The sequence below is a fragment of the Methanococcoides sp. DA23 genome (assembly GCF_057593895.1).
Map to the genome: position 1 here is coordinate 1096796 of NZ_CM172520.1, position 24145 is coordinate 1120940.

General features: G+C 40.2%; 18 protein-coding genes, 1 tRNA gene and 2 pseudogenes. 8 read left to right on the forward strand and 13 right to left on the reverse strand.

All coding sequences use genetic code 11. The features are described from left to right. Positions 1 to 9 precede the first annotated feature (9 nt). The 5 genes from AC20MK_RS05420 to AC20MK_RS05440 all read right to left on the reverse strand — a co-directional run bounded on the left by AC20MK_RS05420 (position 10) and on the right by AC20MK_RS05440 (position 8355). Complete coding sequence (locus AC20MK_RS05420; RefSeq protein WP_487356954.1) at positions 10 to 1116, reverse strand: DUF3179 domain-containing protein; 1107 nt, start codon at positions 1114 to 1116, stop codon at positions 10 to 12. After that, positions 1113 to 1817 carry a cytochrome c biogenesis CcdA family protein gene (locus AC20MK_RS05425; protein WP_487356955.1) on the reverse strand — a complete coding sequence of 235 codons (705 nt, stop codon included), beginning with the start codon at positions 1815 to 1817 and terminating at the stop codon, positions 1113 to 1115. Before AC20MK_RS05425 ends, AC20MK_RS05420 begins: the two co-directional genes overlap by 4 nt. Continuing rightward, positions 1811 to 2353, reverse strand: coding sequence for a TlpA family protein disulfide reductase (locus AC20MK_RS05430; RefSeq protein WP_487356956.1), 543 nt, complete (start codon positions 2351 to 2353; stop codon positions 1811 to 1813). Before AC20MK_RS05430 ends, AC20MK_RS05425 begins: the two co-directional genes overlap by 7 nt. A gap of 53 nt (positions 2354 to 2406) precedes the next feature. Next, on the reverse strand, positions 2407 to 4521 hold the full coding sequence (locus AC20MK_RS05435; RefSeq protein ID WP_487356957.1) for a thioredoxin domain-containing protein: 2115 nt from the start codon (positions 4519 to 4521) through the stop codon (positions 2407 to 2409). A 3318-nt stretch (positions 4522 to 7839) separates the two neighbouring features. Continuing rightward, on the reverse strand, positions 7840 to 8355 hold the full coding sequence (locus AC20MK_RS05440; RefSeq protein ID WP_487356958.1) for a hypothetical protein: 516 nt from the start codon (positions 8353 to 8355) through the stop codon (positions 7840 to 7842). Positions 8356 to 8471: 116 nt separating this feature from the next. On the opposite strand from AC20MK_RS05440, the gene AC20MK_RS05445 reads away from it, so the two are divergent. The 6 genes and pseudogenes from AC20MK_RS05445 to AC20MK_RS05470 all read left to right on the forward strand — a co-directional run bounded on the left by AC20MK_RS05445 (position 8472) and on the right by AC20MK_RS05470 (position 13150). Next, positions 8472 to 8792 (forward strand): DUF2551 domain-containing protein, encoded by a 321-nt coding sequence (locus AC20MK_RS05445; RefSeq protein WP_487356959.1) that lies wholly within the window; start codon positions 8472 to 8474, stop codon positions 8790 to 8792. 28 nt (positions 8793 to 8820) lie between these two features. Next, positions 8821 to 9222, forward strand: coding sequence for a hypothetical protein (locus tag AC20MK_RS05450; protein WP_172367394.1), 402 nt, complete (start codon positions 8821 to 8823; stop codon positions 9220 to 9222). Between the two features lie 78 nt (positions 9223 to 9300). Further along, positions 9301 to 9376: transfer RNA gene (locus AC20MK_RS05455), tRNA-Gln, on the forward strand. Positions 9377 to 9754: 378 nt separating this feature from the next. Beyond that, a pseudogene (locus AC20MK_RS05460) lies at positions 9755 to 9934 on the forward strand (IS1 family transposase); the annotation flags it as partial. 177 nt (positions 9935 to 10111) lie between these two features. Then, positions 10112 to 11551 carry a dicarboxylate/amino acid:cation symporter gene (locus AC20MK_RS05465; protein ID WP_487356960.1) on the forward strand — a complete coding sequence of 480 codons (1440 nt, stop codon included), beginning with the start codon at positions 10112 to 10114 and terminating at the stop codon, positions 11549 to 11551. A gap of 1341 nt (positions 11552 to 12892) precedes the next feature. Further along, positions 12893 to 13150, forward strand: a complete 258-nt coding sequence (locus AC20MK_RS05470) for a hypothetical protein (protein ID WP_487356961.1) — start codon at positions 12893 to 12895, stop codon at positions 13148 to 13150. Positions 13151 to 13231: 81 nt separating this feature from the next. Here AC20MK_RS05470 and AC20MK_RS05475 read toward each other — a convergent pair whose 3' ends face one another. From AC20MK_RS05475 to AC20MK_RS05495, 5 genes are all read right to left on the reverse strand, one after another. Further along, on the reverse strand, positions 13232 to 13891 hold the full coding sequence (locus AC20MK_RS05475) for a potassium channel family protein (RefSeq protein WP_487356962.1): 660 nt from the start codon (positions 13889 to 13891) through the stop codon (positions 13232 to 13234). Next, positions 13888 to 15345 carry a TrkH family potassium uptake protein gene (locus tag AC20MK_RS05480; protein ID WP_487356963.1) on the reverse strand — a complete coding sequence of 486 codons (1458 nt, stop codon included), beginning with the start codon at positions 15343 to 15345 and terminating at the stop codon, positions 13888 to 13890. Before AC20MK_RS05480 ends, AC20MK_RS05475 begins: the two co-directional genes overlap by 4 nt. A gap of 224 nt (positions 15346 to 15569) precedes the next feature. Continuing rightward, positions 15570 to 15770 (reverse strand): hypothetical protein, encoded by a 201-nt coding sequence (locus AC20MK_RS05485; RefSeq protein ID WP_487356964.1) that lies wholly within the window; start codon positions 15768 to 15770, stop codon positions 15570 to 15572. A gap of 191 nt (positions 15771 to 15961) precedes the next feature. Continuing rightward, on the reverse strand, positions 15962 to 16804 hold the full coding sequence (locus AC20MK_RS05490; RefSeq protein ID WP_487356965.1) for an arsenite methyltransferase: 843 nt from the start codon (positions 16802 to 16804) through the stop codon (positions 15962 to 15964). After that, positions 16801 to 18258: a radical SAM protein gene (locus AC20MK_RS05495; RefSeq protein ID WP_487356966.1), complete on the reverse strand. Its 1458-nt coding sequence runs from the start codon at positions 18256 to 18258 to the stop codon at positions 16801 to 16803. The genes AC20MK_RS05490 and AC20MK_RS05495 overlap by 4 nt, the downstream gene beginning before the upstream one ends. Before the next feature lie 421 nt (positions 18259 to 18679). On the opposite strand from AC20MK_RS05495, the gene AC20MK_RS05500 reads away from it, so the two are divergent. Beyond that, a complete protein-coding gene (locus AC20MK_RS05500; RefSeq protein WP_487356967.1) occupies positions 18680 to 20152 on the forward strand; it encodes an aldehyde dehydrogenase family protein in 1473 nt (490 codons plus the stop codon). 63 nt (positions 20153 to 20215) lie between these two features. Further along, positions 20216 to 21445: pseudogene (locus AC20MK_RS05505) on the forward strand (aspartate aminotransferase family protein). 191 nt (positions 21446 to 21636) lie between these two features. Here the strand turns inward: AC20MK_RS05505 and rocF are convergent. The 3 genes from rocF to AC20MK_RS05520 all read right to left on the reverse strand — a co-directional run bounded on the left by rocF (position 21637) and on the right by AC20MK_RS05520 (position 24116). Beyond that, the gene (gene rocF / locus AC20MK_RS05510; RefSeq protein WP_487356968.1) at positions 21637 to 22533 is read right to left on the reverse strand and encodes an arginase; all 897 of its coding nucleotides are present in this window, start codon (positions 22531 to 22533) and stop codon (positions 21637 to 21639) included. Between the two features lie 301 nt (positions 22534 to 22834). Then, positions 22835 to 23191, reverse strand: coding sequence for an anaerobic ribonucleoside-triphosphate reductase (nrdD, locus tag AC20MK_RS05515; protein ID WP_487356969.1), 357 nt, complete (start codon positions 23189 to 23191; stop codon positions 22835 to 22837). A 286-nt stretch (positions 23192 to 23477) separates the two neighbouring features. After that, the gene (locus tag AC20MK_RS05520; RefSeq protein WP_487356970.1) at positions 23478 to 24116 is read right to left on the reverse strand and encodes a MarC family protein; all 639 of its coding nucleotides are present in this window, start codon (positions 24114 to 24116) and stop codon (positions 23478 to 23480) included. Positions 24117 to 24145: the final 29 nt, after the last annotated feature.

A 24145-nucleotide genomic window follows, 5' to 3' on the forward strand; every position in this document is an offset into this window, starting at 1 on the left:
ACCTTTTTATCATCTTCTCCTCTTACTGGCTGCCAATGCAAACAATATGGCAACTGCCGGTGGCACAATTCCAAGAGGTGTGCTTTTTTCGTCTTCTGGAAGTTCTGGTTCAAAACCTTCCGGAAGGTATATTGTTGTTTCCGGATGGAATGCATACCATGCAAACCAGAAATCCCTTTCTTTTACAATTTCTTCACCGGTTTCCAGGTTAGTTATCTTGACAATTCCTGCTTCATCTCTTTCAACAAGTATCTCAATGTCATTGACGGTGTCTTTTATAGTGCCGGTTGCGATAAGGTTCTCTTCACGATATGCCTGGTAAGTTCCATTCACTTCGATGCCGAAAATGACAGTTTTAGGATGGATCCTGTCATCACTGTTCTCCACAGGGAATAGCACAAAACTGTTCTCATAATAATTGCCATATGGGTCCGTACCATATGGTCTGCTGAACCCTGTATCCTGTGAGAGGACTTCTGAATCAGGATGTATCACTTTCCAGTCCCTCCATACAACCGTTTCTATGGAAATTGCTTTCAGTTCCATTCCTGTAAGCTCACCTACAATTGCTTGTCCACCTATTTGTGTCCAGTATGAATTTGTCTTTCTATCATACATTACAAGGTTTGAATTATAGAGCTTTCCTGAGGTGCCAAATTCAACTTCTTCTCCGTTGATCGTTCTTTCATAGGCAATGCCTGATCCGCAAAGTGGGCAGTATGTTATGAGGATCGGCTCGCCATTTATGTGGTCATTGACAATTTCGTGCCAGACCATCACTTGAAGGGGGTACACTCTTTTAGTGTCGTTGTAGATGAGTGCCAGCACCAGCTCGTTGTCCTGTATCCATCTATCAGCTTCATCAACAGTTACATACTCCGGTTCATCAATTGAGGGTATCCCGTCCATGGGTGGCCCTCCCGATGTGATCTTATTTGGGTCTACAATATACTTCACTCCCAGTTCTGTGACCATTATGCCTGTTTCTTTTTCCATCTCAGTGAGTTCAGGCAGCTTTTCGATCGATCCAGCAGTTTCCTCTTCAGCAACTGCTACTAATGGAATGATCAGGAAAAGTATGCATACATATACTGCTATTTTTCCAAAGGTGTTCATAGTAATCTCTCCAGTACTTTGAATACGAATATAAGGTAATATACGGATATGACAAGCATAATGATGCCTGCTGAAAGGTTTATCTTTCTTTTGTTGGCAACAAGGTATCTGATGATCCTCTTGCTCTTTGTTGTTGATATTGCAGAGAAGACCAGCAATGGGAAACTCAATCCCAGTCCAAAGGCAATAAAGTTCAGGAAATTCTCCACAAATCCCATGCTTGTAAGCGATTTAGCAAACAGGGCCGCAATGAATGCAGGATTGCATGGAACTACGATTGCCCCGAAAAAGAATCCGTACAAAAAGGCTGTTATGACGGGGCTTCTGTCGTTTGAAATGTTAGTTCTTGGTAAATATTTACTTACGTCATAATCAAGTATCAATAGTATACTGATGATGAACAGTATGCCAAATGCAATTGGTGAGATTATTCCGATTACCTTTGTAAGAGAGACTTGCAATATTGTGGTGAACAATATTCCCAGGAGTGCCATAAAAAGAATAACTCCGGCACTGATTATTAGTCCGAAGATGATCGGTAGCTTCTCATTTTTCTCTTTCCCTGACATCTGATTGGAAAGGTATGCCAGAAATGCAGGGTATAATGGTAAGACACAAACTGCTGTAAGTGGTGTCAATAGTCCAAGTGTGAAAGAAAAAAATAGGTCGGTGATAAAAGGAAGAATTGTGCTTATCAGCATCCCTCCTCTAGCTCTGCTAAAAGTTCATCAGTTTGCTTTAAGCCTCTATCCAGCAATCGTGTCGACTGGTCGTCACAAATGAGTATTACTGGAGCGCTTGGGGCATTGACAACTCCCACTCCGAATTCATCGATCAAAGCTTCGGTCATTTCAATTGGTGCTACTGCAAAATACCAGTCAAACCCATTCTTTTCAGCATGATCTCTGACGAGTTCCGCATCTTCGTTAGGGTCAGTATCAAGGGAGATGTGGATCACACTTGCTTCTATTCCTGCAAGCTTTTCCATCTCTTTTTGCTGTTGTAAGCAGGTTGGGCACCAGACTGCAAAAGTCTCTAACATTACCGTTTGTCCTTCAAAATCGCTTACCTTGAAAGTGTCACCGGTGATAGTATCTGTTAGTTCTACTTCTTTCCAGTCCATAACTTCTTCAGGTCCAGTTCCCTCGTTTGTCTCACTGCCAATGCATCCTGATATCAGGACCAATGTGATGATCAATGTAACAAATAGTCCATAGGCATGTTTAATATCGTACATTTAATACCCCTATTAAAAGTGTGGTCTACTTTTTAATAAACGTTTCTAAGGGATCATCGCTGGATATTATTGAGTTTCTTCAAGAGCTCTGCCATTATTTTTGGATCAGTTGTCGGCAATGAACATTCATGGTTATGGCAGACATAAGCAGTTGCTTTTTGTTTTTGTGATCTAAGTGTGGATGTATATGGTGCTATACTTTCCAGTTCCTTCTCATTCTTTTCGTTTTTAACAATAACTGTTTTTCCGGGAATGAACTCTCTGTTGATGTTGTTTAGCATGAGTTGTGTATCTTCGGATTCAAGCTCTCCCGCTATCACGATTTCCACTGAGGGTGCGAATGCAAGATCGAGGCCTGCGATGAAATGTGTATAACCAAATGGCATGGCCTTTACCGTTGATGCGAAAGCATTTGACATCTTTATCGCTTCACTATTTAATTCGGGATTGCCGGTAAGCTTTGACAGCCTTAGGAGGTTGCTCAGTTCCACAGAATTTCCACTTGGCATAGCTCCGTCATATGCCTCTTTTTTTCGGAAAAGCAAAGTCTCACTTTTATTTGATGTCTGGTAGAACCCTCCATTTTTCGCATCTTTGAAATTTTCGATCATATGGTCTGTAAGTTGCAGGGCCTTTGCCAGGTAAGTGACCTCAAATGTAGCTTCATATAGCTCTATCAATCCCCATGTGAAGAATGCATAATCATCGAGGAATCCAATTGTTGGTCCTTTGCTGCTGGAATAATTGTGATGGAGCTCACCGTTTTCATTCATACGCTCGGATATTAGCAGGTCGGCATTTCTTTTTGCAATATCAATGTATCTTTTATTGCCCATTACGCGACCACTTATCGAGAGTGCTGCTAACATGAGTCCGTTCCAGTCTGTTATTATCTTATCATCCTTTGAAGGATGTATCCTTTTTTCACGTGTGGAAAATAGTTGTTTCCTGCATCGTTCTAGTATGTCACCTATCTCTTTGGTTGTTATGTTGTATTGTTTTTCAATACCTTCCAGGTCTTTTCCTAGGTGCAGTATGTTCTTTCCGCTAAGCTGGTGCGTACTTTCTTCGAGGAAATTGCCTTCGGGTCGAACATTAAAAACATCTCTGAAGATGAGATGATCTTCATTGCCCAATATACTCTCAATTTCCGAAATATCCCATGTGTAAAATTTACCTTCCACTCCTTCGCTGTCAGCATCCTCGGCACAATAAAACCCACCATCCGGTGAGGTCATATCCCGTATGATATATTCAATGATCTCATTTGCTGTGTTCGAATACTCTTCTTTGAAAGTGGCTTGATATGCTTCCGTATATGCAATGATGAGCAGTGCCTGGTCATACAGCATTTTCTCGAAGTGCGGGACGAGCCATGAGCTATCTGTGGAATATCTGTGAAATCCAAATCCGATGTGGTCATATATTCCACCTTTTCTCATTGCCTGCAATGTTCTTTCGACCATTTGCAGGACCGTTGGGTTCCCTGTTCTTTTCCAGTAGCGCAGAAGATATGATAGGTTATGGGGGGATGGGAATTTCGGTGAGGTTCCAAATCCTCCATTCTCGTTATCGTAATTATTTGCAAGATATGAGTAAGTTCTATGAATGATCTCTTCAGTTAGCTCCTCGGTATGTGAGCTCTCACTTTTATCGGATAAGGCTGTTTTTATCAGCTCGACCTGTTCGACAATTTTGTTGTGCTCTTCTTTCCACAGGTGTTTTACCCATGGTATGATCTCAAGCATTCCTTTTCTTCCAAATCCGCTTTCAAGGGGGATGTATGTGGCTGCAATGAAAGGAACCTTCTCCGGGGTCATTATAATGGTAAGTGGCCACCCTCCGCTGCCGTTCATTTTCTGGCAGATGTCCATGTATACTGAATCGATATCCGGACGTTCCTCTCTGTCCACCTTGATACTTACAAAAGTGTCGTTCATCATTTTAGCAACATCTTTGTTCCTGAATGATTCTCTTGCCATCACATGGCACCAATGGCACGTTGAATATCCAATGGAGAGGAATATTGGCTTATCCTCACTTTTTGCTTTTTCAAATGCTTCTTCTGTCCATGGATGCCAATCTACAGGGTCGTTAGCATGTTGTAGGAGGTATGGATTTTTTTCATCGATCAATCTATTTTCAGTACCCTTATCATTGTTTGTCATGATTTCCCCAAATCATTTTAATTTAATTTCTTTTAGAAAGAAAGCCTTAAATGAATGTTGTCTTATCGCTATATGGTTTTATCCCTGCAGGCGATCTTTAAATGTGCGAGGCAGTGCTATTAATAAAATACTGTTATTGAGGGTGCTGTTATTGGAAAAAACCACTGTAAGTCGGGGCTCACTTTCTGATGGTCAACAATAAAGGGTTGCTATGGTTCTTGTGATGAAGCCTTAGATTATGTTCGATGAACTGACTTCAATTCTTGCTCTTGGATGTGGTAGTTTATGGCCTTGCTATTATGAAATGCCTTATAGGGGAACTGGGGGCTGTGTCCTCTTATCGATGAAATGTAATTGTTGGGGTGAGTCCCATTTAGTGTTCTCTAGTATCAATTATAGATTTGTACTCATTTTGAGCAAGACCTTTCAAAGTATTTGATATTTCTAAAATTGCCAAATATGTATTATTCATTATATACTTTTATATATGCATGATAATAATGCTTTATTATATTATATACTATTTTTTATCTACTAATTACAGTATCTTATTAATTATTCATTTTAAATAGTATACTTTTATAAATAAATATGCATTTATTTAGATTTACTATATTGTTAATTATAAATCTTATAACATATTCTTTAATTACTATATATTTGACAATACTCTTTAACACAATATTATATGACAAATCGAATAAAATTAGATATAATATTTAGATTTAAATAATAATGCTTTTATGCATTTTAAAAATATTCTATTTTGGTCAAGTCATTTTGTAATATAATTGAGATCATGATCTTAATGGTCATATTATGTCTTAACAAAATCGAAAAAATAGCTATGTGTTTCTATCCATTTTTTGTCTGCATAGTATACGAGTAGTGTATCAAAAATAGTCAAATTCGCATAGTAAAAAATCTCTATTTTTTTGTAATGTGGTTGGTGTGATTTTTTCAATTTAGTCATAAATGGGCCATTTATTTTTATTACTTATTATTAATATTTTAAAGCGCAATCTCGATATCACGTGGTTTGAAACATCAGTTATAAAATACATATCTATATATGGATATTTAACTATACATTATTTACAATATACTATCAAGTGCTCATTGTGTTGTAATGTCATATATGAAATAATTAAATGTCAGTATGATTGCCTATTGGTTTCTGGCCATTTTTGCACAAGCTAGTAAATTATATGACTCAATATGGGATGTATTCAGATGGGTATTTTGCTAAAAAACGTTTATGATGCCTTGATTATCTTCTATTTCTGGTGTATGGTGAATCAAACGAAAAATCGCATGTGTGGGTGGGGGTCGGGTTGTCTGTGTACCTTCTGCCATGGCTACTGGTGCATGCGTGTGCAATACTAAAACGATCTTAATGGCAAAATGAGTTTATGGGTCTCAATATGGATATTGGTTCAATGTACCTATTGCACAGGTATTTAGGTGGGGGTAGCAATGTGATTAATCTATTCAGGGCCTGCTGAAGCCTGCCTATTGCAATATTAGTAAACTGGGGGTATGTTGTACTATTCCTGTATATAATCAGTCAGATCGTGAAAAATTTGCTTTCCTGGTGGAGGGGGTGGGCATGTATAAAGCTCGGAGTTATCCCTAAATATGATCTCATCTTTGTGTATCATGATATTTCACGATGCAATGAATATAATCTCATTTTCCTTTTTGTGACATTGGTTAGTTGGAATTTTCCAGCTGTCCCGGCGTTCTTTTCCTGATGTGTGCACAATGAGGTTAAAATTGTGTAATAATTCTCACATCAAAAAATGATTTCATAGTTTGCAATATCGCTATAGGTTGTTATCATGCAATAAAAAATAACCATTGTTTATGGATGGTGAATCTATGAAATATCGAAAGTACTTGCAAAAAACTTAAGGGGCTGGTGCCATGGGCAACCACTTTATTCCTAATGTCATTTAATGGGCGTAAAAATGATAAGTATATGCGAAGAATTTAAAAAGCCATGACTCAATTAAGAGATGTTCAAAGGAGCTATGATAAGCAGCACTCACTAAAATAGGTTAGTTTTTCATCACTAATTCTTTTTATGTTGGGGCCTCAGTTTGCTCAAAATCGTCCAATGCCGTATCATTGTTTGATTACACAATTGCTTTATTTTGTAAGTGCTCTCTTTGATCGTCTCTATTATTTCTGAAATATTGATTAAATTTTCAGAAAATTTGACAAAGCACGTGGGTGTATAAATAATACTGACAAAATAAAAGTAAATATTATTCAATCTTTTATAATTAATTCAAATATAATTATTTTGGCTTAATATATATCACTTTAGCAAAAAATTGTGTGAAATTTGCCTATGTGTTTTAGTGCATTTTCAATGCACTGAGTGTATAGGGCATGGTTCTAAAATATGCTGATGCGCATAGTGTTATAATTATTATGAGTTATTATAATCAACCTTATCATTACTTCTAGTTATGGGCATAATGGGCTCAATTTCTTCTAATATGCTGTAATGTTCGCCTTATTGATTCGATTATTTTTGATGTATGGTAATTTTTGCTTATTCATATACACTATAGAACCAACTTGTAACGTTTACATAAATGCTATGTTTTTCTTAACAAGTTCATTCTATATACTATGGCAATACATGTTTTACAACCTGCAACCCCCCCATTCTACACAAAATAATATCAAGAAATGCATATCTGATATTTGGCGCACATCTATGCATATAGTCAGTGTAATAAGGATTTGGCTTTATTAAATTTGGGGCTATAACTTCAGTGGGATGTTTGGATCTTGGTATGGTCCGTTATTTTATGATCTCATCTTACTTTTTTGCACTTTAACAACTGTTTTTCTACAATTTTCATTATTCTTTCAATTGGTAGTCTCTTATCCTCAATTTTTTTATTGATATTTGTTCTTTCATGTTACAATTGCCTATGTGTTTCATGCATTTTTTGACCTATAACTTGTATGGGTGTGGTGCTGAAAACACTCACGTAATTATATGGTAATTATTGCACTTACTTTTCTCATTCAAATAAAAGTTGAATTGGCACTATTTTTTATTTGTTTTATTGCTCGAATAAAATTAGATTTGTATGTCTGTACTAATATTGTATATATGTGGAAACCAATATTTAAAATTTGATTATATCTATATATAATTAGAAATTATATTAATATAATAACTGTCCACATATTTATTTAAGACAGTGTTATAAATTATGTAATATAATTAAATTACTCGTATAAAATCAAGGGTAATGTAATAGTTCATAATTACATAAAAGTATATACTATACATTATACATCGATTTGAAAACCAAAAATATCTTCAAATTTCGGATATTTTTTCCTTGCATTATAGAGGTATTGTCGTACGCAGCTTTCTCCTTTTGCACGTGCGAACATGGCAGTGATCTCTGTGGATGAAAAAACGGTCTGGAGTTGCTTTTCTGGAATGCTTTCGAGCAGTTCTATGCCTGATAGTTGCTGACCATCTTCTACTTCATTCTTCAGAGGGGTTGAAATTCCTGCTTTGGCAACCGGTCCGGAAAAGTGAGAGTTAGATATTTCGCTTACCCAGTTCCAGTTCTGGTCATAAATGTTTGCAGAGAGCTTTCCGCATTTAGTGCATTTGCCTACTATTATGAATTCCTTGTCAATGGCATGATAGCTCAGGCTCATAATGGGTGATCTGCATTTGGAGCAAGTACCTACTTCATTTTCTTCGGACTCAGCAGCTGGTATCTGATGCTCGATGTGAAGTGTTTTCTTCTTAAGGTCGTAGGTGTATTTTGTTGTGTCCTGTATATTCATAGTGCTATCTCGCTGCGGATATTGTAGTTAACTCATTATGAGGGCATCAGTTCGCAAACATATATATAGTGTCATCTGCATAATAGGTTTACTGTTCTATTGGGGAGAATTCTATCATGGCATCTATTCGATCTAGAATTAAGGACCGGCTTAATAAGTTCATTGAGCTGGATGTAAATGGGCTTCGGAGCTATGTCTTATCTGTGTTTTTAAGCGTTAAAAAATCCACAGTGGATGAATTACACCAGGCCATTACTAAAAAGTACGATGTTTCCAGAAGCGCAGTGGCTTCTATGGTGGGATATATCCATTCAAAGCTTGGCATTCTGCGATCTCACAAGGAGTCTTATAAGACACCGATCGTCTATTCTTTAAAGGAAGAGTATGCTGATCTTTTAAAAGCTGAGCTTAAATCTAAGGGAATCACTTTATCCTGATCTTTCGGTCAGTCGGCTTTGATCGATCATGGTATCAGTAAAAGATGCTCCTCGAACCTCTACAACTATAGTCATACGTTCCGATGCAAATGCACGCATCACCCGTTCAAGGGATCCATATTTCAGTCTCATGAGGCGATTATTTCAGGAAGATGCCACTGCAATGCGCGGGCAAAAGTTCCTTATGATGGTCGAAGAAAGGCAAAAAAGTGGCAATCCGGTCAAGACCAGCGAATGGGAAGACCTCATCAAGGAGCTGGATGTGGGTCGTGCTTCGTTCTATTCAATGCGTAATAAGCTTCTTGGTGCCGGTCTTATTTCTAACAGAAACAATGAATATCGTCTTTCCGGCCAGTTCAGCCGTGATCTGATGGATCTTGCCAGATGGTGGCAAACCGCTATCCTGGGTGAAAATCCGGACGATTCCTAATTTTATTTAAAAATCATTTAAGCACCGGGCGATAGGTTTATTAATTAGGTTTACCATGTAGGTGCTGTACTCATAAGCAGCCCGGTAGTGTAGTGGTCAATCATGCAGGACTCTGGATCCCGCAACCTCGGTTCGAATCCGTGCCGGGCTACCAAATTCTTTTTGGAAGTCCTATTTTTTTGATGCTTATTTTAAAACTATACTCTACAGATTTTATTTAATTATGATGGATGTATCAAACGTGGTTTTCGATAAATAAATAAATAAATAAATCGAGAAGATCTCTTTGTCTTTTTGATAACTTTTACTCAATATACTTTCTTTGAAGATATGCCACAACCACGCTTGTAGACAATGAAATAAAGCCTGTCCGTAAAGGCAACAAGTTTGAAGGTTTGGAGCATTGGCATAGGTCATGGTTGGAATGATGAACTTACAAAACTCATAAAAGAAAACGGTATTGATTACGCACGGAAAAATTTCCAGTTTTCGATTTTAGAATATCGTTCTATGGAAACAGATGATGATGTAATCATTGAAAGAGATAAATACAGTTGAAGGATATAAAAGTATAATTAGACACTTTCTGGCAAGATTGAGACGAAATTTAAAGTGTTATACTAAGAGTCTTGAAATACTGAAGTACTCTGTTCTTCTTTTAATGAAGTACAGAAATAAAGGGTTAGCTATGTTTAATTTACAAGCTTTTTAATTTCTTTTAATGCTTTACTAAATTACAGTTGTTCTTTAATTCAAAGACTTTAAATTATGCAAAATACCTATTTATTAGAGGGGACATAAAGAGATAAACCACCATTTAAGTACGATTATTTCTCCATCTGCGTATAACTAATATCTAAAAAACGAACAGACAATTAAATTTGCCAACATGTCAAAAAGATACCATATTCCCGAACCACTTACTCTGATACATCCACGTTCATTGAAACACCTTAGCTTCGAGCTGCAGTCGTTAGTTAGGGGACGACTCTGGCTAAAGATCATGATCGGGATGTTTCTTGGGATCATTGTCGGCCTGGTGCTCGGACCATCGACAGGATTGGTGAATCAAACTGTCTCATATACAATTGGTGAATGGCTGGCGCTACCTGGGTATATTTTCCTGGCACTATTGCAGATGATAGTTGTTCCTCTTGTTTTTGCATCTATCATCCGGGGTATAGCTTCAGGTGAGGATATGGAGCAGCTCAAATTGATAGGGTTGCGTACGGTTGCATATTTCCTCGCAACCACGGCAATTGCCATACTTATCGGTCTGACACTTGCTTTAATTATAAATCCGGGTAGTTATATCGGCAGTGAACTGGTCCAGAGCACAATGGGATCTGAAATAACTCCGGTCAATGAGATCAGTACCACAACCCCTGGCATTGCAGATGTTCCTGGTATGGTCACGAACATACTACCTACCAATCCGCTCGGGTCCCTGGTAACAGGACAGATGCTTCAGGTGGTGGTCTTCTCTATCATAATAGGTCTGGCTCTGGTATCCATATCACCTGAACAATCAAAACCTCTGCTTGACCTGCTGGGTTCACTCCAGGAAGTAAGCATGACCATCGTACGATGGAGCATGTTACTTGCTCCGTTTGCTGTGTTTGGTCTTATCAGCAAGTTCACGTTGAACCTTGGAGTGGCTGCACTTATGGGAATGTTGGTGTATGTAGGGACTGTACTTTTAGGGCTCCTGTTACTACTTGTCTTTTACCTGCTGGTAGTTTTCATTGTTTCAAGAAGGGGGCCGATTGATTTCATGAAATCTGTAAGGGATGTATTGTTACTTGCGTTCTCAACATCCAGCTCTGCTGTTGTCATGCCTTTGTCAATTAAGACCGCTGAGGATAAATTAGGTGTAAGACCTTCCATTTCCCAATTTGTCATCCCGCTGGGTGCAACTATAAACATGAATGGAACAGCTCTCTATCAGAGTATAGCAGCAGTTTTCCTGGCACAGGTATTTGGTGTGGAGCTTGGTTTTGGTGCTCTTCTGTTGCTTATGGTCACCGTGGTAGGTGCTTCCATAGGTACTCCTTCCACTCCTGGTGTAGGTATCGTTATTCTTGCTTTGATATTGACCAATGTCGGCGTTCCAACTGCAGGTATAGCACTTATAATTGGGGTGGACAGGATCCTTGACATGTGTCGCACATCCGTGAACGTCACCGGGGACCTTGTTACCTGTGTTATTATGGACAAATGGGTGGGTAGCAAGAAACCAGCAATGCAAGAACGTTTCGAGCACTCAAAACGTGAAACAGAAAGAAAGGTCTTGGGAGAAGATGTTCTCGTTAATTCACACGATGCGTGATCCTGTCTTTAACAATACCATTTGCTGAGGCCCTTTACGGGATAAGTCTGTTTGATCGTAACGATCAGGTATTGTGAATACTAAAAAAGGAGGGGGAGGGGTACGAAATTCTTTTTTGAAGTTCTTCTTTTTATTGCTAATTTTACAAAAATTAATTATAATATAGCATTTAGATTTTTATTAGTTTCTCAAAATCAATATATATTGTATAATAAATTATATGTCTTACCGTAATCGGTTTTAACCTACAAACCAATATATTAAATGGGTGTGGGAGTTATATGGCGTAGAGCGAGTTTGGGGACTTGTGGGGGACGAGAATTCCACTAAAAGGTGGCATTCTCTGATAAATGGCTCCCATGCCCATGATCAAAGTGATCTTTTACCTATTTTATGACTCCAAGGATGCATAACAAATCCCTTTTGCATAGTATGTTTTATTCCAATCTCATAACCTATCTAATGAATTAAGCGAAGCTCCCATTCCGGGAACTGGTGTTGCGGACCGGGTTGTGCTCTGATTTCAATCAGTGAAATGTTCCTCTTCGACTATTCTATGTGGAAATCTATTTATAGATGCATAATGTTTACGTGGATTTAGCGAGTTCTTTAAGGGCATTACCCCCCACCCCCCAAAACTTCTTTTTTGCTCTTTTAGAACTCATCTAAAACTTCTGTTTCTTCATAACTTTGTGCCTTATTCCTATCATTGTCACTTTCTTCTTCAGTTATTCATTGAAGATAGGTATATATGCAAAAAAATGACAGTTTCTATTATTGAGTTCTCCTGGGATAGTTGCCAATTCGTGCTCCATTTCCGAGTTCTTGCCCTTATTTAACTCACTCATCAGCTTACTCGCATCTAGATAATAGTTCCCTCTTTTTGTTCGAATAATAGTTAAGGAAATAAATATATCTTAAAATAATTAAACATCTTACCGCAATTGATTTTAACTTACAGGACAATTACTTTGCCTGGGTGTGGGAGTCGTATGATATGAAGCGAGCTTGGGGCTTATGGGGAAGAGGGTTCACTTTAATGTGTATTCTCTGATTAAAGGCTCCTATACCCATTATTAATATGATCTTTGGCCATTTTCCTCTGACATGGATGCATAATTTAGTTCATCTAGATCAGTTCATAGTCCTCAGTACCAATCTCAATACGACCACTGAGTTTTAACGTACCAATAGTTGTCAGCCTATAGAGTACCAGTTCAATCAGGCTTATGTCGAATATATGGAAACCCAATAGAAGAAATTCATCTAATAAATGTAAAAAGCCCTCCTCCTTAGAGATCCTGTCTAAAACTCTATAAATGAATAAAGGAAATCAGACCTATGAAACGTTCAACACTACTGGAAAAGAAGATACATTCTAAATTAGGTGAAGTTTTAGAACCACTCGGCTCGACCCGTTACTTTGTAGAGGTAAAACCAAGAGGGCATGAATTTAGCGCAAAGATCTGGGTTGAAACGAAAATCCTGGATGAAATTGCCAAAGATCCTGAAAAGCTCACATACATTACTGCTACTATCAGAGAAGTTGAAAAGGAATCCAAAAAAAAGATATTTGAAAGCCTGAATCCGCTTTTATGATATTTTTGCTCTTATGTGGCATTGAATAGATCTCTTTTATTTTTTGCAATTTACGCCATTACATCTCGTTTAAGATCTACTTCATGTCTTGACATTTCTGCCCAAAACTTCATTAACACTGTTTATCATATCTGCCTTGGTGACAAGGATCAGTTCATCCTTTTCATACAATTTCGGATCCTTTTCTGCAAGGATGAATTCACTTTTACGGTAGAGGCCTATGAATGCACTATCCTCTGGTAGTGAGATCTCGGACAGTTTCATATTAATTATTTTGTCAGTAGTCAGTACGCCCATAAAACGCACATCAGAGCGTACCAAATTACTCAGTTCAATTGTGTTTATTCCTCTGAGAACATCTGATATATAGCTGGAAGATATGCTGGATGGATTTATCATATAAGAGAACCCAAGCTTGCTTGCGATATCCATGAATTGCCTGTCCTCTAACTTGAGAACAACTTTCCCAACCTTAGCATCTCTGGCTATCAATCCGATCAGGATGTTGTTCTGATCATTGGTTGTACAAGCAACAACTGCGTCTGCCTTATCTATATCTGCTTTTTCAAGGATATCGGGTCTTGTGCCTTCGGCATTTATCACCGTACAATCCAAGGTTTCTGCAAGCTCTTTAGCTATGGCTTCATCTTTCTCGATAAGTATGACCTCTTTACCTTGTGCGATCATATTCCTGGTAAGATGTATTCCCAGTGAACCGGCTCCGACTATAATGACTCTCATGTTCTCACCTTCCTCTTATTTGCCCATTTTCTTTTTATCCATGTTCCCGGCATGAATAGCAATATCAATGGAATTATCTCTATCCTTCCAAACAACATGTCAATTATTAACACTAACTTAAGGACCGCAGGCATTGATGCACTGGTCGTTCCTGCGGAAAGTCCCACCGTGCTCAAAGCACTAGATACCTCGAACACGGAACTACTCATATTCGTCCCGTAAAGCATGAAGATGAATGATGATGCGATAAGGATCAACGTATAAAGCAACATAAAGGTCACAAGATTGTAGATCTCGTCACTTTCTATGACGTGGTCCTCTATCTTTATCGGTGTAATGGTCTCCCTGGGCAGGAACAATCTCAACAGTACATTATGTACCACTTTTAAGAGCAAAAGCACTCTTAATATCTTGATCCCGCCTGCCGTGGATCCTACATTACCCCCCATCCACATCATAAATATCAACACTGCTTTTGAAGCCTCAGACAAAATGGAAAGGTCTATAGTAGAAAACCCTGCAGTAGTAATTGCATTTATTATCTGAAAAAGACTGTCCTGTATCAGATCATAGTCCATATTTTCTCTTTCGAGAGTAAAAGCAAAAACAATTGATCCTATGGTTATGAAGGCCAGGAAATACCGAAGTTCCAGATTTTTGAAGAATTTCTCCGGTTTCTTGAAGAGGTATGGATAAAGTACAAAACTGACTGCTCCCAGAAGACACGATATACTTATTGCAGTGGGTATCAGGCTTCCCTGATATGCTCCTATACTTTCAGAACGTGTTGAAAATCCACCGGTAGATACACAAGAGAATGCATGGCAAATAGAATCGAACAGGGACATCCCACTCATTAAAAGCAGAATTAAGGAGATCAATGTTATTATAATGTAGACTTTTCCAAGGGTACGGGTGGTGGATATTACAGTTGGTTTGATCTTCATATCTCCATAGTTGGCTTTGTACATCCTGGATGCTGTTGTTCCAGGTCGTATCAGGACGGAAAGCACCACTAGAATTATTCCAATCCCGCCCACCCACTGCGCCCAGGAACGTGCAAACAGGAAAACGGGTCCTACATCTGCAGGTGCAACACTGAGTCCTGTTGTCGTAACGGCTGACACACTTTCAAAATAAGCATCAATAAAAGGCATTCCCGTTGTAAGTGACATTGGAACAGCACTCAGGAACGCTGAGATCGGGAAAACCAGTGCAACGATGATGAGTGCTTCCTTCGTTTCAAGGTCATAGTCCGGAAGAGCGCGATATATCAAAGAGCCAATGATGAACACTACGACAGCAGTGCTTCCATAATCGATGGCAGCTTCTATATTTCCAAGTACGAATGCAGCAATTGCCGGAACAATCAATACGAACGTAAAAGCTATGAGGTAATATCCAATGTACTTTGCTACAGCTTTATGGTTAACAGGAGTGTGTAGCTCGTACATAGTTTATAATGCTGCTTATTAGCTTATAAATTGTCTCGTGAAATGCCTCTGTGAATTCTCTTTATGTTTCTCCCTGTGCGAGTTAAAAATGTGGATACTTCACATAGAGGGAGAGAAGCAAGAAGGATTTAAGCACAGAAGGGAAGTAGGTAAAATATTAAAAGAACTTTATTCATTAATATATTTATATTATATTTTAGAAATAAATTCCATATTCCACAATTTTATTCATTTTGAACAATAGCTTCAAAACAAAATCCATGGTCACCTTCGTATGATTCATGGTGTTTCTTGAACCCCTGCCATATTTCTGATGGAATGCCATATGGGAATGCCTTACATGCAGGTATGCCAATCGATTCGATGAAATGTTTACATCCTATACATTCAGGTGCTTCAGTTGTTATTGCATCTAATTCGTTCATATCATGTCACCATTATTTTTCTGCTTTATCAATTTATTGTAAACCAGTTCTTTAGTCCTTGTCAGTACTTGTAATGCTTCCAAATGGAGCTGTCAGTACAGTTGCAACATCAAGGTTTTCCAACTTAAGCAATCCAAAACCTGTCTGTTAAGCAGCTGCTTGAAAAGCGGGATACAACAGCTAACCGATGATCAGGACGGCTTGACCCCACGCACTTCAATGCTAATGACCGATTCAGCGATCTCTCTTGCTTCTTCCATGGAAAGCTCCAGATCCTTCAGTATTGCGGCCATCTCGTCGGAAGAGACCACTTCAACGATCAGTTCGAAAGGATAGTTCGTCTCTTCTATTATCTCAATATCCTCGAACCCTGAATTTTTGATCGTATCCAGATAATCATCCTTCAGCATCGCACCTGAAAGGCAGCCAATATAAGCTTCTGCTGATTCTTTTATCTTGTCAGGAATGGTTTTTAACAGGACCATATCCGATATTATGAAACGTCCCCCGTCCTTCAGTACCCTGAAAATCTCCCTGAATACCTTATCCTTTGAAGGGGCGAGGTTGATGACACAGTTTGAGATTACAACATCAATGGAAGCATCAGCAACAGGTATCTCTTCTATGTCCCCCAGCTTGAATTCCACATTCACATACCCCCCACTTGAGGCGTTTTCCCTGGCTTTCTCTATCATCTCCGGTGTCATATCCACACCGATGACCTTACCTTCCTTTCCCACCTTGGCGGCTGCAAGGAAACAATCAAAGCCTGCACCCGAACCCAGGTCAAGGACGGTCTCACCTAATTTCAAAGACGCTAATGCAGTGGGATTCCCGCAACCAAGGCCAAGGTTTGCACCTTCCGGTATCTCATCAAGCTCTTTCTCAGAATACCCGATCTCCTTACTTATTTTCTCTGCCACACCACTCAAACTGCAGCATGGACTTGTCTTTGAACAGCAGGTTGATCCGGTTTTTGTAACTTTGGCATAACCTTCTTTTACCATCTTCTTGATTTCTTTTGGTTCCATCATTGACCCTCGGTTTTATTTATATGATCACCATTGTTCATGAATTCGTTCTGATACATGTTCCTGAACTGTTCGCTCGATCCTTTCCGGTAGAGTATGTTGTACACGCAGAAAGGTATCATCTGTCCGTTAGGAAGGATCTCTGTTATGCAGCATTTCTTCGCTCTTTCCAGGTCGAAATTAAATTCATCCATGAATGCATGGACCGAGATAAGGGTGACATTGTCGATTATTTTGCCTGTATCTGAAACCATACCTTGGAACAATGTACAATCACACTTTTGTCCACCATCGCCGCCACACATGTTCGTTTTGGACATGACCATATTGAGAGCATTGATCGATCTTTCGATCTTGGAAGTGACCTTAAGGTCTGCGATCGTACGGTCAACAAGATAATCCCTGCAGGCACTGGAATTCAGGAATTTGGTTAGCGAGATGTTCTTTCCCTTGTGATTGTAAACATAGGAGCAAACCGAACAGGTTGGATGAGGGCAGGGGATGCTAATGAAGTTCTTTTTGTTCAATAGACCTCCTGTCTGATCCTCGATCTCATGTAATACTTCAGGAATCGTAAGCGCTGTTTCTACCTTCTTTTCCAGTTCATACCTTCCTGTCAGGGTAGCTGGCTGGAAATTGACCATTTTTATGTTTGTTTTGCCCAACGCATAATCTATGATGGAACCAATCTCGTGCTCGTTTACTCCTTTGACAATGGTGGCTACCAGAGCAACAGTTAAACCAAGTTCTTCACAGTTCTCAAGCGCCTTCAATTTTATATCGATAAGTGGCCTTCCCCTAATGGTTGTATAGGTCTTGTCCTCGAACCCGTCGAATTGAAAATATATGACTGGCTTGCCAACTCCAGATACATCATTTTGCACGGTAGATGCTACTTTTTTTGCAAAATCCATGTCAGCAAGTTTCAGGCCGTTGGTGTTCAGTACTGGGTAAAGGATATTTTTTTGGCCCATATATTCCAGGATCCCAAGGATGTCCGGATGTAATGTCGGCTCACCTCCACTTATCTGAAGTACCTCGGGTTCCTTTTCATTCTCAACGTAAAGGTCTATCATCTCCTTTACTTTTTCAAACGGCAGTGTAAAAAGTCCTTTTGAATCTGCAAAACAAACCGGACAGTTCAGATTACACATATCAGTTATCTCTATGATCCCAACGCATGTGTGTTGTTGATGAGCCTCACACAATCCACAATCATAAGGACAGCCCTTGGAAACAGGAGTTGGGTGCAAGGGCTTTGAACCGGGCTTGTTGTGCTTTACCGCATCCAGATAATCCTTAGCATCCGAATATACAGGGACTTCGAAAGAACCGTGATCCGCACAATGCTTACGCAAAAAGACCATGTTCTCACGCAGTATTATCTGGCAATCTATAACTTCAAGGCATTCAGGACACACGCTTTTTGATGTTCCTGCAATAAGTTCACCACTCACTAAGTCCTTTTGAGGCGATCTATTTACATCTGGAACGGTTTCAGGATTCTTTGTAATTGTAAATTCCCCCCTCTTAATAGCAATACTGCCTTTCCCCCACAATATTACTATACTCTATTTTTTTCTTTAAACTATATATAAGGTTAGACTTCATCCTGGAAGCCGAAGATACCAAAATTTGGCTTTGTAGAAATCCTCAACCACACTAAAAATACAATCTTGACATACCCTATCAAGATCGTGTATTAGTACCTTGAATTTCACTTCTTTCACTTGATTTCTATACTTTCCTGCACAGGGAACTTCTTATTATTAAAATTTTAGTAGCTTAGCTGAATTTAAGGAAAATGATCTATACATATCCAATTTTTGACAATGCCTTTATAAAATATGACCCCCAACGATTATTGGGGAGTTGCCAATGCAAGAGTACAAACTGTTTATAGACGGAGAGTGGACAGAATCATCCACTGAAGATAGCTTTGATGATATCAATCCTGCGACGATGGAGAAGATAGCAAGCCTGCAGATCGCTGCGATCGATGATGTTGATAAGGCCGTTGAGGCTGCCTTAAAGGGCTTTAAGATCTGGAGTGAGACACCACCTCCAAAGAGGGCCGAGATCATCTTCAAGACTGCCAGGATACTGGAGGAGAGAAAGGAAGAACTTGCCCGCCTGATGACAGAGGAGATGGGTAAGGTCCTTGATGAGACAAGGGGGGACGTCCAGGAAGCCATCGACATAGCCGTGTACGCTGCAGGCGAGGGGAGGCGGCTTTTCGGAGAGACCACCACTTCGGAGTTGAAGGACAAGTTCTGCATGACCGTGCTCAGGCCGATAGGGGTGGTTGGCATGATAACGCCCTGGAACTTCCCAATAGCCATACCCGCATGGAAGATAATGCCTGCCCTTGTGGCCGGAAATTCGATTGTGATGAAACCTGCCAGTGACACGCCATTATTGACGATAAAACTTGTTGAGATACTAATGGAAGCAGGGCTGCCACCGGGAGTTATCAACCTCGTCTTTGGGCCGGGGGAGATAGTGGGACAGGCCATTGTCCACCATCCGGAGATAAAGGCAATCTCCTTTACCGGCAGCCTGGAGACAGGCAAATGGATCATGAGCGAATGCGGTAAACAAATGAAAAGGGTGTCCCTCGAGCTTGGGGGAAAGAATCCACTCATCATAATGGACGATGCCGACCTCGACCTTGCACTTGAAAGTGTGCTCTGGAGTGCTTTCGGGACCACAGGGCAGAGATGTACTGCCGCCAGCAGGATCATACTGCATGAGAAGATCAAGGACGAGTTAACACAAAGACTTGTAGAGATGACAGAAAAGCTAAAGCTTGGGGATGGACTGATGCCTGATATCGATGTGGGGCCGGTGATCAACAAGAGCCAGCTCAACAAGATACAGAAATATGTCGAGATCGGCAAGCAAGAGGGAGCAAGGTTGCTGACCGGTGGAAATGTGACCGATCCCGGACTGCCGGGATATTTCTTCGAGCCGACGGTCTTCACTGACGTGGACCCCGACATGACCATTGCCCAGGAAGAGATATTCGGACCTGTGCTATGCCTGATAACCGTTTCAAGTCTTGAAGAGGCCATCGAGGTAGCGAACAATACCAGATATGGACTTTCATCCTCCATTTACACAAAGGACATAACAAGTGCGTTCAAGGCGATCGAAAAGATAGATTCAGGTATAACATACATCAATGCCCCAACCATCGGAGCCGAGGTACACCTGCCGTTTGGAGGTGTGAAGGGTACAGGTAATGGTTTCAGGGAAGCGGGAACCGATGCCGTCAGGGAGTTCTCAGATATCAAGGCCGTGTACTTCGATTACAGCGGGAAGCTCCAGAGAGCCCAGATTGACCAGTGAGGCAGGAGTATGACCGATCCAATAACAAAGGATATCATCGACCGCGATTGCAACGTTATATCAATGTGTATCACACGACCCTATCCCCTGGTGATCGAGAAAGGCAAAGGTGCTATCATCACAGATGTAGAAGGCAAGGAATACATCGATCTTGCAGCCGGTTTTGCCGTCATGAACGTCGGGTATTCTAACCCCAATGTCAATGCAGCGATCTCAGCCCAGATGGAGAAGATGATACATTGCGGTTTTCAAGACTTTTTTGCAGAGCCGCCCCTTAAACTTGCAGAGAAACTGGAGCAGGTGACAGGGTACAACCATCTGTTCTTCACAAACAGTGGCACGGAATCCGTGGAGGCTGCCATCAAACTGGCAATGTGGAAGACAAAGAGGCAGAGCCTCATAAGTTTCTACAACTGCTTCCATGGAAGGACACTGGGTTCCCTTTCGCTGACATGTTCCAAGGTAAAACATAAGACAAATTTCCCGAGCATCAGGGCCGTGCATTCCCATTACGCATACTGCTACCGGTGCCCCCTGAACCTGGAATATCCGGAATGCGGAATAGAGTGTGCAAAACAGATAGAGAGCACCGTTTTCAAGAAGGAGCTGAGTCCCTAGGACACCGCAGCCATAGTCGTGGAACCCATACAGGGAGAGGGAGGATATATAGTACCACCTCCTGAGTTCCACAAAGAGATCAGACGCATCTGCGATGACAATGATGTACTTATGGTGGCTGATGAGGTACAGACCGGATGCTACCGCACAGGTAAGTTCCTGGCAATGGAGAATTTTGGGATAAAACCGGATATCGTTTGCATGGCAAAGGCACTTGGAGCTGGTCTTCCCATGGGAGCCACACTTGCAGACCGCTCCCTTATGGACTGGCCTCCTGGCACCCATTCCAATACCTTCGGAGGCAACCTGCTAGCCTCAGCAGCCTCCCTTGCTGGCATCGAGTTCATGGAAAGGGAGAAGATCGGGGAACATGCAAGGGAACTGGGTGGATACATCATGAAAAGGCTGCGGGAAATGCAGCAGGAACATCCGGTCATAGGGGATGTTCGTGGAATGGGCCTGATGATAGGGGTGGAGTTTGTAAAACCAGACAAAGCCCCAGACCCGGGCCTAAGGGACAAGATACTCGTTGAAGGTTTCAAGCAGGGTATAATCCTGCTGCCAAGTGGTGATTCTGTCATTCGTATCTCCCCGCCCCTTGTTCTGACAGAAGAGGAAGCAGATAAGGGCCTTGACATCTTCGAAGAAGCCCTTAGAACAGCTGAGAAAAGGTGATATTATGGTCAGGCTCGAGAAAGAGCAAAAGTAACCATAATTTCCTTTTTTATTTTTTATTTTTTGTTTTGAACAAAATATGTGAAAAGCCTCCGGTAGCTGTGGCTAAGTAGAAACAGTAACTCTAACAGTGCAAAGTGATCGTTATTGAGAATTATGAAACAATAAAAAATGGGATATTGAGAATAATATCATAAAATTCTCTTCCCCAGAGCCGAAGCGATCAATTCCACTGCCAGTTCTGCTGTCTGGTTGTGGCAATCCAGGATCGGATTCACCTCCATCACGTCCAGAGAAGCCAGAATATCTGCCTCAGCGATCATCTCCAGAGCCAAATGACCCTCACGGTAGGTAAGCCCCCCTTTCACAGGGGTTCCCACCCCTGGTGCTTCCTGGGGATTTACAAAATCCATATCAATGCTGATATGCACTCCCTCGGTCCCCTTGCTACTAATATCAATTGCTTGCTCCATGACCTGACGGATACCTGATCTATCGATATCATCCATCGTAAAAACGGTTACCCTGGATTCTCGCAATAATTCTTTTTCAGCCGGATCCAGGTCTCTTGCACCAACCAATACTACATTTTCCTCTTTAACTTTAGGTGTGACCCCAACACAGTTTACCAAACACGGTGATCCCCTTCCCACTATAGCAGCTAGGCCCATCCCATGGATATTGTAACTTAAGGTGGTCCCGGAAGTATTGAAATCACCATGGGCATCAAAATATATCAAACCCATTTTTTTTACCTTTGCCATACCTCCCAAAATACCTATGGTAACACTATGGTCCCCGCCCAGGATAACAGGGATCTGATCCATGTTAGCTGCCCTATTGACCATTAATGACAGTTCCTCACAAACATCAGTTACCTGCAACACCTGTAATTCATATTTTTTATCTTCGCTCTTTGGATCGTTCTCAATTAAATGAGATCCAATGTCTCCCAGGTCCTCAACCTCTAAACCCATATCATTTAGAGTATCAAATAAACGGGCATATCTGATCGCAGCTGGCCCCAGGTCAACCCCGATGCGATTTGCTCCAAAATCTGTTGGAACTCCTATGATCTTGATCTCCAATCTCAATTCCCCCCAATAGATTATTTATCTGTATCAGATACTTAAATCGTGTCGTCAGATGGATTGGATCTTTTTTAATTTCATTAAAATTGGCTATGTAGAAATCTTCAATATTCGGAAAATAACTCAATTTAGATGTTGATTTTGATAAGTTTTCTAAAGAGCCGTGAAAATTAAATGTTAAATAGGTTTTCTACAGATCCAATATTCTGATGACATATCTAATTCGAATGTAACTATAATGAGTTGAAAAAAAGATAGATAATTAGACCCCCAATTATCCCTTTATCTGTAGATCACATCATTTTAGATCCGATTGTACCCGATCTTTAAGTTCCTGCCTTTTTGCAGCGTTCCATCCACTAACATTTGATATATATCCGGTTACCCTTGAGAGTTGGTGGACATTATGATTCATGCAATCCGGGCACATTGGTTGGTCGCATACGGGACACTGTGCAATGTTAGCAACGGTCTCATGAGCGCATTTCTTCCCATTAAGTGCTACCCATGCGTGAACCGGGCATGGATTATCTTCATTTGTTCTCATAGGTTTTCCATCATTGAACTCATTACACCATTCTTTGCACCTGTTAATGAATTCATTCTTTGGGAGTGCAAACAGCTCTTCTGTTGACATTGTTTGTGAATTTGACATGTTTCATTTCTCCTGTGTTCTACTACTCTTGAAAGTTGGTTTATTGATTAATAACGGTTTTTACTCCCATAATTGAATACTAATAAACCTAAACTGGTAACAAAGCTGATAATATATATCGGAAATTTTCATCAATTTTTGTAGGTCCATACGAATTGGTTATTCAGTGGGGTTACTTTCAACTATATAAATGAAAATTGAAAAATAATTCTTATTATTAGTGAACGAAAAAAGATTCAGTATAGAAGTCAACATCGATTATCCAAAAAGATTTCGGCGGTCACATTTATACTGGATTCAGACTCAAATAGATTCCCCAGATCCCACTGGCGATCATACTTACTGAAATTGCACCCAGGAACAGACCAAACAGTCTGGTAAGTACCAGCATTCCATTGTATCCAATCTTTTTGTGTATTCTCCTGGAAAAGAGAAATGTTACCAGGGCTATTGAATAAGTTAGTACCAATGCGAGCATAATGAGTGTTCTTTGCTGAACTGATTCAGCGGTCTCTGTAAGGACTATGACTGTTGTTATGGTGGCAGGCCCTGTTAGTATAGGCATTGCAATTGGGAAGATCCAGAGGTCGTCACGTTTAGAAGATTCATCTATCTCTTTATCAGTAATACTTTCTCTTGAGGTCCTGGCCTGCATCATTTCAAAAGCTATCATAATAAGTAACAGACCACCAGCAACTTTCAGTGAATCAAGACTGATCCCAAGAACATCTAATATAATGTTCCCCGTAAACATGAAAAATACAGCAATGACAAAAGCTAAAGCAACCGACTTCTTTGCAATTACGTTCTTTTCACCCAGAGTCAGATTATTAGTGAGCGTTATAAATGTAATTACTGCGGTAATAGGGCTCACAATAACGAACAATGTGATAAAAGAATAAATGAAATAACCGACAAGATCCATTAATCAATATAAGTCTACATTGCTTAAAA

What these genes read in the sequence shown, in the direction of transcription:
- AC20MK_RS05520 (WP_487356970.1), bottom strand. Translation starts at nt 24,116, where the DNA reads ATGGATCTTGTCGGTTATTTCATTTATTCTTTTATCACATTGTTCGTT.
- AC20MK_RS05475 (WP_487356962.1), bottom strand. Translation starts at nt 13,891, where the DNA reads ATGAGAGTCATTATAGTCGGAGCCGGTTCACTGGGAATACATCTTACC.
- AC20MK_RS05445 (WP_487356959.1), top strand. Translation starts at nt 8,472, where the DNA reads ATGGCATCTATTCGATCTAGAATTAAGGACCGGCTTAATAAGTTCATT.
- AC20MK_RS05470 (WP_487356961.1), top strand. Translation starts at nt 12,893, where the DNA reads ATGAAACGTTCAACACTACTGGAAAAGAAGATACATTCTAAATTAGGT.
- AC20MK_RS05485 (WP_487356964.1), bottom strand. Translation starts at nt 15,770, where the DNA reads ATGAACGAATTAGATGCAATAACAACTGAAGCACCTGAATGTATAGGA.
- AC20MK_RS05425 (WP_487356955.1), bottom strand. Translation starts at nt 1,817, where the DNA reads ATGCTGATAAGCACAATTCTTCCTTTTATCACCGACCTATTTTTTTCT.
- AC20MK_RS05440 (WP_487356958.1), bottom strand. Translation starts at nt 8,355, where the DNA reads ATGAATATACAGGACACAACAAAATACACCTACGACCTTAAGAAGAAA.
- AC20MK_RS05450 (WP_172367394.1), top strand. Translation starts at nt 8,821, where the DNA reads ATGGTATCAGTAAAAGATGCTCCTCGAACCTCTACAACTATAGTCATA.
- AC20MK_RS05480 (WP_487356963.1), bottom strand. Translation starts at nt 15,345, where the DNA reads ATGTACGAGCTACACACTCCTGTTAACCATAAAGCTGTAGCAAAGTAC.
- AC20MK_RS05420 (WP_487356954.1), bottom strand. Translation starts at nt 1,116, where the DNA reads ATGAACACCTTTGGAAAAATAGCAGTATATGTATGCATACTTTTCCTG.
- AC20MK_RS05435 (WP_487356957.1), bottom strand. Translation starts at nt 4,521, where the DNA reads ATGACAAACAATGATAAGGGTACTGAAAATAGATTGATCGATGAAAAA.
- AC20MK_RS05490 (WP_487356965.1), bottom strand. Translation starts at nt 16,804, where the DNA reads ATGATGGAACCAAAAGAAATCAAGAAGATGGTAAAAGAAGGTTATGCC.
- nrdD (WP_487356969.1), bottom strand. Translation starts at nt 23,191, where the DNA reads ATGTCAAATTCACAAACAATGTCAACAGAAGAGCTGTTTGCACTCCCA.
- AC20MK_RS05500 (WP_487356967.1), top strand. Translation starts at nt 18,680, where the DNA reads ATGCAAGAGTACAAACTGTTTATAGACGGAGAGTGGACAGAATCATCC.
- AC20MK_RS05465 (WP_487356960.1), top strand. Translation starts at nt 10,112, where the DNA reads ATGTCAAAAAGATACCATATTCCCGAACCACTTACTCTGATACATCCA.
- AC20MK_RS05430 (WP_487356956.1), bottom strand. Translation starts at nt 2,353, where the DNA reads ATGTACGATATTAAACATGCCTATGGACTATTTGTTACATTGATCATC.